This window comes from Blastocatellia bacterium (assembly GCA_016713405.1).
In the GTDB taxonomy this organism is placed as follows: Bacteria; Acidobacteriota; Blastocatellia; order Chloracidobacteriales; family JADJPF01; genus JADJPF01.
In genome coordinates this window covers 1-18,480 of record JADJPF010000011.1, presented here as the reverse complement: position 1 = coordinate 18,480, position 18,480 = coordinate 1, and the positions used below count along the sequence as shown (strand labels likewise).

General features: G+C 34.3%; 14 protein-coding genes and 2 pseudogenes. 9 read left to right on the top strand and 7 right to left on the bottom strand.

Annotated elements, in window-relative coordinates; all coding sequences use genetic code 11:
* Positions 1 to 4: 4 nt before the first annotated feature.
* From IPK14_14740 to IPK14_14725, 4 genes are all read right to left on the bottom strand, one after another.
* On the bottom strand, positions 5 to 358 hold the full coding sequence (locus tag IPK14_14740; protein ID MBK7994584.1) for an OsmC family protein: 354 nt from the start codon (positions 356 to 358) through the stop codon (positions 5 to 7).
* Between the two features lie 160 nt (positions 359 to 518).
* Positions 519 to 1,877: a TonB-dependent receptor gene (locus tag IPK14_14735; GenBank protein ID MBK7994583.1), complete on the bottom strand. Its 1,359-nt coding sequence runs from the start codon at positions 1,875 to 1,877 to the stop codon at positions 519 to 521.
* On the bottom strand, positions 1,847 to 3,082 hold the full coding sequence (locus tag IPK14_14730; protein MBK7994582.1) for a hypothetical protein: 1,236 nt from the start codon (positions 3,080 to 3,082) through the stop codon (positions 1,847 to 1,849). The genes IPK14_14735 and IPK14_14730 overlap by 31 nt, the downstream gene beginning before the upstream one ends.
* Positions 3,055 to 3,531: a carboxypeptidase regulatory-like domain-containing protein gene (locus IPK14_14725; protein MBK7994581.1), complete on the bottom strand. Its 477-nt coding sequence runs from the start codon at positions 3,529 to 3,531 to the stop codon at positions 3,055 to 3,057. Before IPK14_14725 ends, IPK14_14730 begins: the two co-directional genes overlap by 28 nt.
* A gap of 151 nt (positions 3,532 to 3,682) precedes the next feature.
* Here IPK14_14725 and IPK14_14720 point away from each other — a divergent pair, with 151 nt between their 5' ends.
* The 6 genes from IPK14_14720 (at position 3,683) to IPK14_14695 (ending at position 9,443) form a co-directional block, all read left to right on the top strand.
* Complete coding sequence (locus IPK14_14720; GenBank protein ID MBK7994580.1) at positions 3,683 to 5,626, top strand: serine/threonine protein kinase; 1,944 nt, start codon at positions 3,683 to 3,685, stop codon at positions 5,624 to 5,626.
* A 27-nt stretch (positions 5,627 to 5,653) separates the two neighbouring features.
* On the top strand, positions 5,654 to 6,583 hold the full coding sequence (locus IPK14_14715) for a site-specific DNA-methyltransferase (GenBank protein ID MBK7994579.1): 930 nt from the start codon (positions 5,654 to 5,656) through the stop codon (positions 6,581 to 6,583).
* 104 nt (positions 6,584 to 6,687) lie between these two features.
* Positions 6,688 to 7,296 (top strand): serine/threonine protein kinase, encoded by a 609-nt coding sequence (locus IPK14_14710; protein MBK7994578.1) that lies wholly within the window; start codon positions 6,688 to 6,690, stop codon positions 7,294 to 7,296.
* Positions 7,278 to 7,418 carry a hypothetical protein gene (locus IPK14_14705; protein ID MBK7994577.1) on the top strand — a complete coding sequence of 47 codons (141 nt, stop codon included), beginning with the start codon at positions 7,278 to 7,280 and terminating at the stop codon, positions 7,416 to 7,418. The genes IPK14_14710 and IPK14_14705 overlap by 19 nt, the downstream gene beginning before the upstream one ends.
* 49 nt (positions 7,419 to 7,467) lie before the next feature.
* On the top strand, positions 7,468 to 8,841 hold the full coding sequence (locus IPK14_14700) for an AAA family ATPase (protein MBK7994576.1): 1,374 nt from the start codon (positions 7,468 to 7,470) through the stop codon (positions 8,839 to 8,841).
* Positions 8,814 to 9,443, top strand: coding sequence for a hypothetical protein (locus IPK14_14695; GenBank protein ID MBK7994575.1), 630 nt, complete (start codon positions 8,814 to 8,816; stop codon positions 9,441 to 9,443). The genes IPK14_14700 and IPK14_14695 overlap by 28 nt, the downstream gene beginning before the upstream one ends.
* On the opposite strand, the gene IPK14_14690 is transcribed toward IPK14_14695, so the two are convergent.
* Both IPK14_14690 and IPK14_14685 read right to left on the bottom strand, forming a co-directional pair.
* Entirely contained in the window at positions 9,444 to 9,971 is a 528-nt protein-coding gene (locus tag IPK14_14690; GenBank protein MBK7994574.1) for an HD domain-containing protein, read from the bottom strand.
* Positions 9,965 to 10,213 carry a hypothetical protein gene (locus IPK14_14685; GenBank protein MBK7994573.1) on the bottom strand — a complete coding sequence of 83 codons (249 nt, stop codon included), beginning with the start codon at positions 10,211 to 10,213 and terminating at the stop codon, positions 9,965 to 9,967. Before IPK14_14685 ends, IPK14_14690 begins: the two co-directional genes overlap by 7 nt.
* 211 nt (positions 10,214 to 10,424) lie before the next feature.
* On the opposite strand from IPK14_14685, the pseudogene IPK14_14680 reads away from it, so the two are divergent.
* The 3 genes and pseudogenes from IPK14_14680 (at position 10,425) to IPK14_14670 (ending at position 13,998) form a co-directional block, all read left to right on the top strand.
* Positions 10,425 to 11,955 (top strand): annotated as a pseudogene (locus IPK14_14680) (RtcB family protein).
* An 821-nt stretch (positions 11,956 to 12,776) separates the two neighbouring features.
* Complete coding sequence (locus tag IPK14_14675) at positions 12,777 to 13,544, top strand: hypothetical protein (GenBank protein MBK7994572.1); 768 nt, start codon at positions 12,777 to 12,779, stop codon at positions 13,542 to 13,544.
* A 262-nt stretch (positions 13,545 to 13,806) separates the two neighbouring features.
* Entirely contained in the window at positions 13,807 to 13,998 is a 192-nt protein-coding gene (locus IPK14_14670) for a hypothetical protein (GenBank protein MBK7994571.1), read from the top strand.
* Between the two features lie 542 nt (positions 13,999 to 14,540).
* Here the strand turns inward: IPK14_14670 and IPK14_14665 are convergent.
* Positions 14,541 to 16,592, bottom strand: a pseudogene (locus IPK14_14665) (recombinase family protein).
* Positions 16,593 to 18,480: the final 1,888 nt, after the last annotated feature.

The window sequence follows — 18,480 nt, the reverse complement described above, 5'->3', positions numbered from 1 at the left end:
TTGATTAATTTCCAGCAGAAATTTCTGCAACAAGTTTAATAGCACATTTAATTGAATTAGAAATAAAGCAATTTCTCTCTGATTTTTCTAAAATCTTCTCAGTTTTTGTTTTATCCTCAATATTTTTTAATACTACTTTTGGAGTAAGTGTTACTTCTGTAAATTCAAAAGTTTTAGCTCCAGCAGGTCTTTCTAGCTTTCCATTTGCTTGACAATTAAAACTAATAAATTCTAGTTTTGAAATTTCTGCAATTGCTAGAAAAGTTAGCATAAAACAGGAATTAATTGATGCTAAAAAAAGATGTTCTGGTGTCCAAATCCCGTCTTTACCGTTAAATTCAGGTGGAGAGGAAGCCATAATTGGCGGTAAAGTACCAGAACTTAGTTGACCCTCTTTTCCTGCTAACCAACTAAGATCCACTTGATAGAAATGTTCTGTTTGACTCACTTAAATTATTCTCCTTATTCATAATTACAAAAAGCTAATAACAACGTTGTTATTAGCTCTTACTAGAAATTTAGAAATTAAATCTAAAACCAAGTTGAAATTGACGAGGAGCAAAAGCACTTTGAAAACCTTCCCTTGGTGCAACAAAACGTCCATTTTCTTGACGTGGTAGATTAAAATTGCCTTGAGCATCAGGAAAAAAGACATTATTTACTTGGTTAATATTTACAGTATTAAATAGATTAAATACCTCTAAAAAGCCTTGTAAGCGGTATTTTTCACTAATTTGTAAGCTACGAGTTAGCCTAAAGTTAACATTGTAAAAACCAGGTGTAATACCAGCATTACGACTTATGCCATTAGGACGATCTCCAGCCGGGTTATCTCCATTTTGGTCTAAATCTATGCCAGCTAATAAATTATAAGGATGGCCTGATTCTAAAGTAATTATGGTAGAAACTTGAAAATCATGTAAAATTTTATAACGACTGTCATTAAAATCAACCGTCGCAGAAGCAACAAAACGATGTCGTAAGTCTTGAAGTGATAAACTTCGCTCATCCCCTGGTTTTAATGGGTTATTTGGTGGTTGAATATCAGGGCGTATGCTGTCAACTACATTATCAATAGATTTAGAAAATGTATAACTTGCTAAAAAATTAAAGTTTTTAATTAGCCTACGTTCTAAAGAAATAGTTCCAGCATGGTAATAGCTATCAAAAGCTGATTGAAATTGGATTATGTCGCCTTGACTTGGATCATTGCGGCCTATAATTGCACTTGTCATAGGGTCATTAGCAATAGGTCTAACTATAGGGTTAATATTTCGTGAGCCAGTTAATTTAGCACCTCGAACATAGATATAACTTAGCTCAATAGCAGTATTATTATTAAGTCTGTAATAACTGCTTAAGCCTGCTTGTTGAGTGTAGGCATTGCTATAATCAGGTTGAAAATTAAATGTTTGGCTAAGTTGAGCTATAAAAGGAACTGTTGAAGGAATATTTTGAGAATCAGCAAAACGATGATTAGGCAAAGAAAAAGGAATTATTGAAAAAGGAAAAGGAAACACAACAACTTTATAGCTATTACGAAATAAAGTAGCCGTCACACCATTTGCAACTACAGGAGAGCCAAAAAATATCCCATAATTAGCACGAATTTGTAATTTAGGAAATTTTTGTGGACTAAAAGCAATAGCAATACGAGGACTAAAGTTGCCATTATTGTTTGGAATAGCAGTCACACGAGAAAAATCATAACGCAAGCCTAATTTTACAAGTAAATTTTCTTTCAATCTAAAATCATCTTGAATAAAGGTAGAAAAAAGTTTTGTTTGAGTTGAAACATTACTGTTTCCAAAACCTTGAATAAAAACTGCTGGTAAAGCTAAACTTGTTAAAGGTAAATTAGCAGGAAAACAGGAAATAAACCTGGCAACAAACCAGAAAAGGCAGTCAAGAAATTATTTTGCACACTAGATCTAACTGTAGGGTCAAAAGTTGCTAGCCCATCAAAAAATGGAAGTCCTGGAATACCTGAAGCTTGAGCAAAGTCTATTGGAGCAAAGACGGCTAAACCGCCTTTAAGAAGTTGTAAGTCTGTTTTATCTCCAATGGTATTAAAAAATGAAAAATCTCCTCCAAATTTAATTTGATGGCGATCTCGAATTAATGAAACAGTATCAACAAGCTGAAAAAAACGTCCATCGCTAGGTTGTGGTAAAACAATATTACGGCCAAAAATTGCACGTCCTTGATCAGTAATAAGTTGAGTAGCAGGATTATTAACATCCACAGGATCAACTTTTTGAGTTAGTCGGCCATAAAGAAATCGTGCTTCATTAACAAAATTAAGGTTTGTATTTGTGTAAATATTATTAGCAGCAAAACTATAATCATCTAAGCGTTGAATGCCGCTAGAGGTTTCACTAACAAAGCCGCCAAGTACGTCTCCACCTGTTTCAAAACTACCATTATATTTATAGCCTCCATTAAAACGGACGGCTAGACGGTTAAAAGGTGAAAGGTTGATATCGCTACGTGCTAAAACTAGGCTATTTCCAATAGAAAAAGGGATTGCTCCATTGCTAAGGGGATATCCTTGGCGACGTGCTGAGGCTACAACTTGATCACTAATTGACACAATTGTATTTTGTTTAACAGAAAGCCGCTCAAATGAAATAAAGAAAAAAGCTTTGTCTTTTTTAAGCGGGCCGCTAAAAGTAAAACCGTTTTGATATTGGCGAAAAGGCACTTTTTTAGCAGTAAACACTTCTCTAGCACTAATTTTGTTATTGCGAAAAAAGCCAAATACACTGCCATGAAAATCATTGCTACCTGTTTTAGTAACAATATTGATTATTCCTCCAATTGCCCGGCCAAATTCAGCAGAATAACCATCAGACACAACTTGAAATTCTTGTATTGCTTCCTGGCTAAAAGTTGTACGTACTGCACCATTAGGGATATCATTATTGCTTATTCCATCAATAGTAAAGTTATTTCCTCTTGCAGTTTGACCATTAAAAGAAATTCCTGAAGTCGCTGTTGTTCCATTAGGAGGGATTCTATCCATCACCGCTCTAGCAACTGTTAAAGTAAAGTCTAAGTAATTTCGTTGGTTAATTGGCAAACTACTAATTTTTCTCCAGTTATATTTGTACTGCTTTCTGTGCGTACAGTAGCAAGTGTTTCGCTATTAACTGTAATAAAATCTGATGTATTGCCTGGTTCTAGCTCAATGTCAACAAGTGCTGTAGTCCCAACAGTTAAAATTAATGTTGTTGTAGCAGTTGAAAAACCTGTTGATGTTACACTAAGTTTATAAGTACCTGGTGGTAGTTGTGTTGCTTGATAAACCCCACTGTTAGATGAATTAGTAGAAAATACTAAATTAGTGTCTTCTTTTTCAATAGAGATTAGTGCATTACTAATTACTGCTCCTTGACTATCTTTTATTACTCCTGTAATGGCTCCAGAAGTTGCTCCTGATGATTGAGCTAAAGCAGCAGTATCAGCAATTAGTAGTAAGGAAATGGCAAAGCTTAATTTAATTAACGGTTTGTATAATCTAGTAAACATTGTAGTTATTCTTTAGCTGATTTAATGATTAGCTAAAAGAATTATATTTTAATTTAGAAAAAGACTGACATAAAATTTGCAGCCCTAACACATAAAAGTATACTATTTATATTTTATTAAGTGCATTTTTATTTAATCAAATCAACTAATTATGTTTAATTCCTTACAGCTTATAGATGAAGTATTAGATGGGAAATATCGTATAGACAAGCAACTTGGTCAAGGTGGAATGGGGGCTGTCTATCTAGCTACTCATCTTGGGACAAAGCGATTAGTCGCGCTTAAAGTTATTACGCCTCAATTTATGAGCAATACTAGCTTTGTAGAGCGTTTTAAGCGTGAGGCTGAAGCTATGGGACTACTTCGCCATCCAAACGTTGTAAATATTAGTGATTTTGGTTTTACAACCTTTCGAGATGACACACTTGCTTATATGGTGATGGAATATCTAAATGGTAGTAATTTAGGTAATTTAATTAAACAAAAAGGAAAGCTACCCCTAGAGCTTATTACTGATATAGTTGAGCAAATTTGTTTGGCAATTCATACAGCACACCTTCAAGGAATAATTCACCGAGACTTAAAGCCTGATAATATTTGGTTAGAACCAAATGGACGCGGTGGCTACAATGTCAAAATCTTAGACTTTGGACTAGCTAAACTACGGCCCAATATACCAGCAGGAATAATAAATAAACCTAGAGAAAAAAATCCTATTAAAATATCTCTTAAAACTTCTTCCAAAACTTTAGTTAATACTTCTTTAACCGAATCCGTAACCCTTGCCAATGAAATTACGCTTCAACCCCAGAAAAATGAAAAAGAAGATTCTCACGAAAGCGAGACAAAAATTATTCAGCCTCGCTTGACAGCTAGTAATGATAGCAATAGCACTAATGCTGATAATAGCCTTACACAAGTTGGGGATGTGCTTGGAACACCGCTTTATATGTCGCCTGAACAATGTAGCGGAGAACAAAACTTAGATGGACGATCAGATATTTATAGCCTTGGTGTCATTATTTACCAAATGCTAGCAGGTGAAACCCCTTTTCAAGGTAATATTTATACTTTAGTGGTTCATCATACAACTACCCCACCACCACCATTACAACAAAAAAATATTTTAATTTCTGAACCCATAGCCAATTTAGTTATGTCAGCATTGGCAAAAGATCCAAAAGATCGTCCGCCCGATGCAATGGCATTTGCAGCAGCATTTCGAGCCAACGCTAGTGGGGAAAGTGCATTCTTGCGTCAGGCAATTAGTTTATATAGCGAGCATTTTTTTCCTTTTGTTCGTGTAGCTTTTCTTGGTTATAGCCCAATGATATTTGGGATTGTAGCATTTTTTATGGGAATGCTAATTCCAGCATTTCATAGGCTTGAAATAATTCTTGCTATTATTATTTTCTTTTATCTAGCACAAATTATTAACAATGCGGTTACAGGTAGTTTAATTGTGCGAATGGTGGCACATTTTATTGAATATCCTGCAATTGCTTTTGATGAAAAGGTTGTTTATCAGGCTTTTAGGCAAAGATTTAAGGCGTTTGTTATCAGTTCTTTAGTTGCGCACAGAGCCTTTTTCCTTTATGTTGCAATTCCTATAATAGTTAATTCTTCTTTGCCAATAAACCCTAATACTTGGGCTTATTGGGTAATAACTTTAATTTTAATAACTATAACAGGCTTAACACTTAGAAAAGACTTTTTAGCGGGAAAATGGCTTTATTCTCCCGTCACGCTTTGGGAAAACCTAGAAGGTCAAGCTGCTTTGGATCGCTCTAAAGCTTTAGTAGAAAAACTAGAAGGTAGTATAGGAAAAATTTTTCCTTTATTTGTATTTGTAATGATAAATGTCTCAATTTTAGCAATTATGCTGGGTTGGTCATTTATTAACCATATAAGCTATAGCCGTACTTCCTCAGATATTGCCATTGAAATAACTACTGTTTCTTTAGGAATTATTTTAAGTATTGTTATTTGTACTCTACTTTGTCCAATAATTGGAATAGGTTACGCGCTTTTTTACCTAAAAGCTCGTCAAGCAGGAGGAGAAAAGACCTTTTCCCCAAACGATATAATGATTTAAAACTTCCTTAATTAAGGAATTTCCAAAATGATTGATAAATATCTTAATAAAATCATAAAAGGCGACTGTATAGAATTATTTAAGTTAATCCCTGATGAAAGTGTAGATATAACTTTTGCAGATCCTCCATTTAACCTAAAAAAAAAATATAACTCCCATAAAGATAGCCTTATTATCCAAGATTATTTAGATTGGTGTGAACAATGGATTAAAGAAACAGTGCGTGTAACTAAACCAACAGGATCTATTTTCTTACATAATATTCCAAAATGGCTGACGTATTATTCCTCTATGCTTAATAAAATAGCTGATTTTAAGCATTGGATTTGCTGGGACGCACCTACTATGCCGATGGGAAAAACCTTGCAACCCTCACATTATGGAATGCTTTATTATGCAAAAGATACAAAGAAAAATAAGTTTTATGAAATTAGATATCCACATAAACGTTGTCGAAAATGTAATTACCTACAAAAAGATTACGGAGGTAAAAAAGCTGCTCTGCATCCTTTTGGGCCTCTTGTTTCAGATGTATGGACAGACATTCACCGAGTTAAACATAACAAATATCGAGATGATCATCCTTGTCAACTTCCATTACATCTTTTAGAACGTGTTATTTTAATGTCAACGGATGAAGGAGATATTGTATTTGATCCATTTTCAGGAACAGGAACTACAGCAGTTGCAGCTAGGAGACTAGGCAGAAATTACCTTGGGTTTGAACTTGATGATGAATATGCAAATATTTCTATGAATAAATTGACTCAAGAATCAGCTAGCTCCAAAATAGGAAATTCCTGGGTGAGCTATTTTTTAAGTGGTATTGTAACTTTAAGAGATAAAGATTGGGAAAATATTTCTCAATACTATTTAATTCCAAACACAGCAAAACAAGTTGATTGTGTTGAAATCAAACTAAAAGATATTGAACAAAGTTGCATATGTCCATCTTAGGCTTATATTTTATGACTTTGTTTTCCTCTCTAAATAAGTTATAAAATAGCCAACAATTAAGTTTACTTCAAAAACACTATCAAATATTACTTAAGAGCAAAAGAATGAGAGAATGTAAGCAATGCCGTAGTTGTTATGACGATAGTTTAGAAATTTGCCCAGGCGATGGCGAGCAGTTACATTATTCTTTGCCCATTTCTACAATAATTAATGATACTTACCAATTAACTAATCTTTTAGCTCATGGTTCAATGGGCAGCGTTTACCGTGCTGAGCAACAAGGACTGCAACGTCCAGTAGCAATAAAAATACTTAATCCTAAACTTTTAACAAGCAATGTTGCCCGCGAACGTTTTCGCCGTGAAGCTTTAGCTGCTGCAAGTATAAAACACCCAAATATTATAGCGGTTTACGACTTTGCAACTACTAGTAATGGGCTTTGTTATATAGTTATGGAGCTTTTAGAAGGGCAAACTTTAGCCCAACGCTTAAAAGTTGAGACCAAAATAACTGTAAACGAAGCTGTAAAAATTACTTTAGAAGTTTGCGAAGCTCTAACCCAAGCTCATAGTCGGGGAATGATTCATCGAGACTTAAAACCTTCTAATATTTTTCTGTCTCAAATTGGTAACGACACAGTAACTAAAATTATTGATTTTGGGCTAGTTAAATTAAAAGAACGCACTAAAAAAACATTACTTCAGGAGCTTTAATTGGCTCACTACATTACACAGCCCCAGAACAATTTCGCAGCATTGAAATAGATGCTCGTGCTGATATTTATGCTTTAGGAACGATTCTTTATCATATGCTAACAGGTCGTCCCCCCTTTTGATACTCCAAACAAAACGCAGCTAATTTATCAGCAATTAAATGCTAAAGCTTTGCCACCTCATCATATTGTTTTTGATATTTCTCCACTTATAGAAGCGGCTGTAATGAAAGCGTTGGAAAAAGATCCCCAAGCGCGTTTTCAATCAATTACCGAGTTTGCTGCTGCACTAAAACAAGCTCCAAAACGTAACTTGCGCCGCACAGTAGGAATGTTTATTTCCCTACCACTAGATAAAAAAAGTAGCCCTACACCAGAAACAGAACTCCAACAAGCTACACAACAAGCCCTATCTTTTGAGCATTTTGTAGCACGTAAAAGAGAACGTGCTAAACTACGTCAAGCTTATGAACAAGCAAGCGAAGGAAAAGCTATTGCACTCTTAATTGCTGGTGATGCAGGAATTGGTAAATCACAACTTTTAAGTCAATCTCTAAAAGAGTTTCAAGAAACAGGAACTCTTTGCTTTTTTGGTCAATTTACCAACAATGTAACGCCTCTTTGGTCACTTCTAAATATAAAACCTTATTTACAAGAACTATTATCAGATACAAGTAAATTCCAAGAAATTTTTGGTTCAATTGCAGCAAATGTGCAAGAAGAAATTTTAGAGATTTCGTCTAAAATGCCAACAGCCGCGCTATTTCAGCCTAAAGTAGAAAATCGCTCAGAAAAATCTTCTGAACTGCTAGCACAAGTTTTTTTGCAGCTATCACAAAAACAGCCAATAGTAATTGCTTTGGACGACCTGCATTTAGCTGACGAAGCTAACCTTAATTTTTTAATATATTTAACAAGTATAGCAACCTATAAGCAAATACTTTTTCTTTTCACTGCTCGTAGCCAAGAGCTAGCACGTCCAGAAAATATGGTAGCTAATTGGTTAGATAGAATGTCAAATCAGCGTCAATTACAAAGATTAGCCCTAGGGCCGCTAGCCGCTAGCGATGTTCGACAACTAATAGAAAAGATTTTTTCACCCATTGTTATTTCAGACGAAGCTATAACTAAACTAGTAACAGCAACTGAAGGAAACCCATTTTATTTAACAAATTTGCTACGTTTAATGCTCTCAGAAAGCCAAATTAGCTGGGATGGTCAACAATGGATTACAAATAGCTTGATGACTATTAAAGTACCTGAAACCGTAGCACGATTGATTGAAGTACGTTTAAGCTTTTTGCCTGTAGAAAAGCGTCAAGTTCTGGAAAAAGCTAGTATTTTAGGAGAAACTTTTGGGTTTGAAGTTTTAAGAAAATTTGTTGGACTAGATGAAGACACGCTCTTAAAAATCCTGGATGATTGTTTGCGTTATGGGCTAATAAAAGAGGCTCGTATCCCTGAAGGGGTTCAACAGAAGACGACTATTACAGTTTTACTCAATATGTACTTTATCAAGTGCTTTATGAAAAATGGTCTGATATAGAGCGTAAAAACCAACATAAAATTGCAGCAGAAATTTTGTCTGAACTCTCGCAGGAACAAAGCTTAAATGCTTTTGCAGCTAGACAATTTGAGTTAGCCAAAGATATAGAACAAGCCTTTTGTCATCGCAGCATTGCAGCTAACCGCGCCTGGCGTGCAGGTGAAGTAAATTTAGCTAAACAGCAACTTAAAAAAGCTCAAGAGTTAACAGAAAAGCTTCCTCAATTGGAAAATCTGTTAGATTCAGCTACAAACTTAACAGAAGACAATAAAATATTAGCTTCTAATTATTGTGATTATTTAATTTTGTTTGTTGATTTAAAAATATATGACACAGTTGCACAGGCTGAAGAATCGATGGAACTTGCTGTTAGGCTTGCACAAAAACTTGGAGAAGCAATTTTAATTGTTCGTGTGTTGGTTGCTGCTGGACATTTTCAACAAAGCCGCAATGATTATATTGCAGCACTTAATTACTTTGAGCGAGCCTTAATGCTTTATCAGCAAACAGGAAATAAATCTCGCTATAACATTATTTTAGAACAAATAAATACACTTAGAGCTAAAACTAAGCCTCAAAAATTAACTGAAGATAGTTTTTAACTATTCTTGAAAAGGTGCTTGTTTAACTCGTTGATTAAATTGCAGATATTTAACAAAAAATCCTGTGCGTGATTTTGGTCTAATTTCCGCTTGACGACTAAGTAAAGCTGCAATTTCAGACTTAAAATTAGGACGAGGATAAAGCAACACAACTTTTTCAATAGTTTCTTTGTCTAGCTCGTCAAATCTATTACCAATAACATCAAAGGCCGCGCCTTCGTGCAAAAGATGAGCTTCTGCACCAAATTCTAGCCCTACAGTAATGTTTAGATGAAGGCTAATGGCTTCTGTAACTTTGTGGCGTAAATTGTCCGACAAGGCTTGTTTAGCCAAAAAATCTTCAGCAATTTTTGAACCTTCTACAGCAAAACACTCTGTTAGTGGGTCTTTTTGCCAATATTTTTCCGTTAAGCTTATGTCATGAAGCAAGGCAGCTATATAAAAAACTTCTCTGTTGTAATTTATGCCATCTCTTAAAGCTAGCAATGCTCCCCAAGTATAAGTTCGCAAACAATGATTAACTAGCATAACAGATGAAACTGAGCGACAAAATTCTTCTGATGCTTTAACAACGTCTGTTTGTGAAACTTCAATATCTTTAAGTCAAGCTTTTTTATATCTTTAGCAGTTAGTCCAAGTTTTTTCTGAAAGTCTTTTGTAAAAAGTTGCAACTGCATTTTTATAGCAACAAGACTTAACTCTAAACAATTGGAAAAACTCAGCTTACCTTTAGTTTCTTTTGCCCATTTATATGTTCCTATTTTTGCCATAAACACCTTAATAAAAATTTTTTGGTAAAAGCTATCAAATTTCTTGCCAATGTCAAATAAATAAACTATCCTTTTTTGGTCGGCTGCTAATAACCACTTAAAACCCTTGATTAAGGTGATTAAAAAATCACACCTAATCTTATTGTCTTTTAAGCAATCAAAAATTTTGCTTAAAAAAATCCTAACAATTTATTAAATATTTGGAGTCCATATGGCTTTTAAGATGGAAGATGTACTTTTGCGTTTAGACAAAGTACGAATTAGCATAAAAAATCCTTTTCAAATACCTATTACACTATTTGCTAGAGAAGATGTAACTATTGGTATGGAAGGGGTTAATCAATTACTTGAATTTATTTCTTTACAAAAAACCTTACAAGAACTTGGTCAAGATTTTTTTGGAAATAAAGATAGTCAAATCAAAGAAATTATTCTAACTCCAGATTTTCATAAAGGGTCTGGAATACCTGTTGGAACGGTAGTTGATGCCCAAGGTTTTGTTATTCCTCAAGCTATTGGAAATGACATTTGTTGTGGAATGCGTCTTTTAGTAACTGATTTAACACAAGATGAGTTATTAGCTAATGAAAAACAGGTTGAAAAACAACTTCGAGCAATTTTCTTTCAAGGCAAGCGTCAACTACCTTTGTCATCTCGTCAACGCCAAGCATTGCTTAAAGAAGGCTTGTGGGGACTACAAGAAACCTCTAAAGATAATGCTAATGTTGGTTTATGGAATTATTATGACGCACAACAACAGATGCAGGATCTTAACTTTGTCCATTTCCAAGGAGTCTTAGAAGCAAAAAATACTTTTGCTTTTGATGATTTTATTCAGTCAGCAAATGCGACGGCTGGTTATGATAGTCAAATAGGCTCAATTGGTGGTGGAAATCATTTTGTAGAAATTCAATCTATAGCAGAAGTTTTTGATGGTACTACGGCTCATATTTGGGAGTAAAACCTAGTCAAATTACTATTATGGTGCATTCAGGTTCTGTAGGTTTGGGTCATTTAGTAGGGGGACATTTTCGAGATCGCGCTAAAGAAATTTTCCAAAATCAATGGCTCATCCTGAACATGGATTTTATCCTTTGCCAATCGAAGGGCGACATAAAAATATGGCTATAAATTATCTGGATGCAATGAAAAATGCTGCTAATTTTGCTTTTGCTAATCGTCTTTTTAGGCTTAATGGTAATTGCTGCCTTTTCTCAAATACTGGGTCGCAAGGTTTCAGCTAAATTAATTTATGATGCACCTCATAATTTGATTTGGGAAGATGAACCTTCAAAGGAAATTATTTACATCGCAAAGGTGCTTGTCCGGCTTTAGGCGTTGAACCATCGATAAATAGCCCATTTTGTTATACAGGTCATCCAGTAATAATTCCTGGCTCTATGGGTGATTCAAGCTATTTAATGGCTGGTCAGGGAAACATAACAGCTTTATCAAGTGCTTGTCATGGTGCTGGTCGTGCTGTTGCACGAGGTCAAGCGCGAAATATGGATCAAGAGACTTACAAAAGTGTTGTAGCACCTCTTAAAGTTGTAACGCCTATTGATCCTAATGATATAGAAGTAAAACTACGACAAGATATAATGGCAAAATACCAAGATAGACTTAAGGAAGAGTCCCCGACTGCTTATAAAGCAATAACTCCTGTAGTAAACACGGTTGAGCAAGCTAGCATTGCTCGGCGTGTTGCTCGTCTTAGCCCTTTAATGACTATTAAAGGCTAGGTTTTCACTTTTTCTAAGAACAATGTAGGAAATTTTTAAGTTTTCAGATTTAATTATAACCTGTAAAATGCAAAGAATTTCCTACATTAAAAACCAATAGTTAAATCCATGGAAAAAAACTCTTCTACTTTAAAAACAAAATCTCTAACCTCTTTTTTTAGTAATAAATATGTAATTGTGTTAGGGTTTATTTTAGTTGCAATATTACGTTTTATTATTGTTGTCAAACAACTATAAACACAGGTGATACGCTTCGCCATATTAGTTGGGGATTAGTTATAAATAAGCTTATGGTTATTCAGCTATTAATCAAAACCTAATTGCTTTTTATCCACAATTAAAGTTTGTCGCTTGGAACCATTTGCCCTTTAACTACCCTATTTTGGCATTAGTTTTTGATCAAATAGTAACTTATATTTATCCAAGTCTTTTTTGTATAAAATTTGCACTAACAATTATTGAGTTTTTTAATACTTTATTAGTTAAAAAATTAACTAATAATTGGTTGTTATCTTTTGCTTATTGGGCATCACCTATATCTATTTGGTGGGTTTTAAAGGGGGGTTCATTTTGACCCTCAAAAAATTATATTTATTTTTTTAATTTTTTTGCTAACTCTAGGAAAAAATTTGTATATTTTTTTAGTGGTTTAGTATTTAAAGAAAAATTAACTGCTATGTTTCTTCTTCCTTTTTTCTTACTTAAGAAAAAAAAAAACACTTTAATAACACCCGCAAGAGAAAATAAATGAAGTAAAAAAAGGAGTTAAAAAAAAAGGGAAAAGAGTTTTCACGCATTAAAATAAAAAAGTAAACTAAAAAATGAGACCACTAAAAAGTTTAACACTAGAAGCAATAGTAGAAATACTGACAGAAGAATTTAAGAAAGTGCCAGATAAAAGAAGAGCCAAAAGCGTGACATGGGAAATGCACGATGTATTAATGGCGGGGTTTGCAATGATGTTTTTTCAAAACGAAAGCCTATTAGAGTTTCAAAGAAGAATGAAAAAGAAAAAACCAATAAGGAGGGTGGTAGGGAAATTATTTGAGAAGATAAGGCAAGTGGGATGGGCCAAAAGGTGGGTAAGTGAAATAGAAGGAAAAGACTATTATACAATAGCCCTAGATGGGAGTGAGTATTTTCATTCATTAAAAATAGAATGTGAAGGATGTTTGAAAAAAGAGTATGTAAAAGGAATACCGCATTATTCCCATATGGTAGTATCAGCAACAATAATAAAAAGTGGAACACATCAAGTATTGCCATTGGATGTAGAAGAAGTAAAAAATACATATGGGACAAACAAACAAGATTGTGAGATCAATGCAGGAAAAAGACTGATAGAGAGAATTAGAAAAGAACATAGACAGCTAAGAATATGTATAATAGGAGATGATATTTACTCACATGAGCCATTTATAGAAGATCTAAGAGAAAATAGGTGTGAATTTGTCTTAGTGGCGAAAGATACTTCACATCTTGAGTTAGCAGAGCAAATACAGCAACATCAGTTGCAAGGATTAATTGAGCAAGGAAGTTGGACATCTCAAGTTGGTAAAAAATTAGACATTATGAATATAGGATTCTAAATCAAATTGATTTAACCAAAAGTAAAAAAGTAAAACTAAACTACTTTGAAGTTTGGGAACGTGACTCTTCTAATAACTTACTCTATCATAATAGTTGGGTTACTGATTTTACTGTTACTAAATATAATGTCTGTGAGCTTTTTCTCATTGGTCGTAGTCGTTGGAAAATTGAAAATGAGCAATTTAATATCCAAAAAAATCATGGTTACCATATTACTCATAATTATGGTCATGGTCAGCATAATTTATCCATGATTTTTATTTGTTGAATTTATTAGCCTTTATTTCTCACTTAATTTTGGAGATGGGTACTTCTCTTTATCACGAGGCTAGAGGTTCTCTTTCCAGACGTGCTTTTTGGGGCGATTTACGCACTCTTTTGATCGTATTCTTTTTACTTCTTGGCACTCTTTACTTACTTTTTATGGATGATTCTGTTAATTCTAGTCCTTGACTTTGTTATGCTCAGGCCGGAGCAACTCTGTAGCGGCTTTCTTTTAACCTTTTTAACCTTTCTTTGTCTTTTTTCTTTTTAGCCATTACTTATCTTTTTACTTGATTTTGTGAGTCATCTCTTGGCTCATTACTATATTTTTGCCTTATAACTTTATTTGACTTATTTTTCTGTTTTATCTTTTACTCACCGGGAATTGCTGACTTTAATAAAACGTGGCCTTTTTTTCTTACTAGCTTTTATTCCCACTCTTTCTTTATTTTTTATTACTAATCCTTTTCAATTACTTCAATTTTGCTTGCGCTTTTTAATCCATTTTTCTTTAATTTTTTTTGACAAGGGGATGTCGTTTTATGGCTACCTAATTTGGATGATATTTTTCAAACCAAATACACTCATGGCTTGCCAGCTATACTTATTGCATATAGATTTCCAAAACCAGAAAGATTAGTAGAAATTATTACACCTCTTATTTTTTTTAGTTTTTCTAAAAACCGTATCCCAAGCACAACCTTGGTATTTGATATGTCATGTTGATACTCCTAAGAAAAATGCAAGTTGTGGAGATTGCCACTCCAAAGATCTCTAAACATCTGTAAGGTAGTGGCATTATTAGGAAATAACCAAAGGCCAGTAACAGGATCTTTAGCAACAGAGATAGTGCCATTATGGATACGGTCATGAAGCCAATGTTTAGGAATAGAAAGAGCCTTAGCTATTTGAGTAACAGTAAGAAAACCAGCAATACGCCTAGGATGGATTGAGTAGCTTTACGAAACACTCCATGTTTAAGACGAACACTGCGTACAGTATTTTCTAAAACATAATCCTTCATTGGGGATCTAAAGCCTTGGTCAGTTAAATATTGAGCAATTTCTTGGTCAGTTTTTTCTTCAGCAGTAAGTTGAAGGATAAGTTCTTCCACTTCTTTAAAAAAGGACAATCTTTCAAATGAACCTACTGAAACAGCTACTTTCAAAGTAGTAGTCAAGCCACCCTTCCAAACAATACGAGTTTGAATCTGATCTGGAGCAAGACGATGAATAACTATCTTATCAATAATGGCCCGCAACAAAGCTTTTTTCTGTTGCTGAGATAAAATTTGTTCTTGCCAAAGCTGAGGAAGTTTTTCACCAATTGAACCAAATTTTTCTTTCAACTCAGCACTAAGCAAAAAGGGTTGTGAAGATTGTTCTTGGAATTTATTGTGAAGGCTTTCAGCCTGTTTTAATTGGCGCAAAGCTGTTTCCCATCTTTGCTCAAGTTCTGATGCTACTAAACGGTTATCTGGATCTACACGATTAAATTGTCTTTCAGCTAAAGCTACTTGAAACCTCAATCTCTCTATTCTTGACAACGTGCTTTGGTAATCTGCTCGTCAGTTTGTTGTTTTGCCAACAAAGCCTGTGAATAGGAGTCAAGCTCTATGGGTGATAAAGCCTGGAAAAATGCCTCAACTACAGCTTTGTCAATAGGGTCAGCTTGTATATTTTGGCAAACTCTTACTCCATATTGCTGACGTAAAGCATTGCACAAATATTGTGTTGAGTGCTTGTACTGAACCATCATTTTATGGCCACACTCACCACAATAGACTAAGCCGTGTAATAGAGCTTTTCCTTGTCTGGGTACACCTCTAGTTTTATTGCGATCATACTCAGCATAGTTATCTTTAAGCATAGCCTGTATTTTCTCAAAAGTTTGCCAGCTTATATAAGCTGGATACTTATCATTAATTCTTATTTTCCACTCTTCAATAGGAAGTTTCCTTTGGATTTTATTATTGGTAGATGAAACTTTAGCTGTCATCCTAGTTTTACCATAAACAAAGGCCCCAGCATAAGCTGGATTTTTTAGAAATAAGATGATAGCCGCAACACTAGGTTTTCTCCATACTACATCCCCAAACTTGCTTCTACGAGGAATTAATAGTTGGTGATGGTTAAGGAAGCGTAAAACTTTGTTAGCAGACTTCTCCCGCAAAAAGTGCTGAAAATTAACTCAATGCGATTTTGAACCTCTTTATTAGGATCTTTCTCTACTCTGCCCAAAGAATCTCTTTCAAGACCTGTAGGTAAAAATAAAGCAAGTTCTCCTCTCTCTGCTTTGTTAAGTAAACCTGCATACATTCTACTTCTAATAGTATAAAGCTCTAACTCCGAAAGTTGCCCCTTTAAACCTAACAACATTCTACCATTAGGAGTAGATGGGTCGTAAATTCCATCCCTATCAGCAATTAGACAGCCTTTCCATCCACATATATCTAGCAAAGGATAAAAATCAGAACAGTTACGTGACAAACGAGTAACTTCAGAAGAAAAAATTATCCCTACTTCTCCCAAAGTTACTTTTGCAATTAGTTGTTTAAAACCTTCTCTATGTTGAGTGCTGGCTCCTGTAATACCTAAATCACAATCTACTATTTCTATATCATCTGCTCGCCATCCTAATTTTATAGCTTTATCTTTGAGAGCGTATTGGTAGTTGCAGACTTTCTTGATTGCTTAATACTTGGTGAAGAGTTGATTGACTTGAATATAAATTATCGCTTTTCTTGCTAAATGCTGAGTTGTAATTAATTCCGATTTGTTCATTTATAACCTCCCCCTAAGACCAAATTTAAGTCTTGGATAATTTGGTTTCGGATTTCTTTTGGTAGTTTTTTCCAGACTTCTGTTGGTTTGACTGGCATAGCACCTCGCACTCTTGGGCTAATTTCAAGAACTCTTCCAAAGATTCCTGAGTTAGCTTTGTCCTAATTATTGGCACTTGTGTTACGAGGTTAGTTGAGCAGACTTCTATCTTCAATATCATGTGCTTTTTATATGACACATACACATGACTTGCTCCTGTTCTTGAATTACTTATGTATATTATTGGAAATCTTCTTCCTTTTAATGGATGCATTGGATCTGTAACTTCTATTTCTGTTACATCCAATAATGGGTCATTGAAGGGGGTATTAAGTTGATGGATCGTTCGTTTGGCACTTTATTGCCGTAACGCCTCTACAGCCCTACTCCAGCGTTTATCCTGCTAGCACTAAATCTAATCTCCCATTAAACTTACTAATCAAAAACACTAGTAGCGAAACATCTCCATCAATACTTTGGCTAATATCAATCGGGGTTAGTAATTCCAAATCTCCTGGCTGTAGATGGAATAAACTGCATTAACCTTCTGCATTAACACTGAGTAAGCTTAATGGATTAAACTCAACTCCTGACGCATAACTTTAAGTACGAGTAGAGGATCCAGAAATAGTATTGACCTTTGCTCAATTTCCTGTGTCATTTCTGCTGTTAATGGATGGAAGCTTTCTTTTAGTCTAAACTTCCCTTTGCACAAATAGGCGTAATGCAACAACAAAAGACTCAAAACAAACACCACCAAGCCAAAACCATCAATACTTTTATCAGATTGGAAGCATTAAGGCTTTAACATACTTGTCTTAGCTCACTTACATCGTTTCTAATACGACTTTAAGAAGCTTTATCTCTAAGCTCTTTAATTAGAGTTTCAGTTTTTGCTTTGGCTTTTGCTCTCATTTTTTCCTAGCCTAGCGCTTCTTTAACAATAATGTTTTTTGCTCTTCTTGTTGCTGTTTTGAAGCCTTCTAAGATTAAGCATCCTACTAGCCCCCAGCTCTATAATAAACCCTCTGAAATCTCTAACTTATTATCCTGCTTTGCTTAAGAGCTAACCCTGTGGATTTTATTACAGCAAAACTCTCAACTCTCTATTTTGCAAACTACGAATTTTAACTTCCTACTTCTAATGAAAATTCTGCTTTAATTTCTGATGGTACTTTTGGCATAAAATATTCTCCCCATTTAATTTTCCAAATCAAATTAATCTAGTTGTTTATAACTATTACTATAACTATAGTTATTACAATTAATTATAGGTTATTTAAGAATAATGTTGGCATTATTGAATTGTTATGTAGGCCAATTTTTTTTTTTGTAAACTTAAATTAATATAATAGCTTTTAATCAACTAAATTGGGTTAAGTTAAGTTAGGTTAATTTCAGTTGTTGCTATCCGTTAGAAACATTGCTGCTCAAACTCATCAACTATTGATTTAAGTTCTTCTATCCAATCTCCATTATGAAAGTAGCTTATAAACCAATTGGCTTCATTAACTCTTCCTCTATCACAATGGGAACATCAGTTTAGGGCTCTACTATTCGCGGTGTAACTTACCAACATCTACTAGCTCTACTTTCATCCAACTAATAGTTTTTAGTCTAGTTTCGCCTTTTTCTTACTAATAAGCTATCTTGATTAAAAAATTATTTGTATTAATTCCTAGATGCCTACTGATTATCTAAATGGCTTCTCTACTAGTTCTACTACTTCTTCTTTTGTACAACTCGGTCTATTTGCACATTCATACTTGATATGATACTTAAACTATTTACTTGACCTAACATAATAACATCTCCATATGCTAACAACTTCAAGATCTGTTTATTTTCC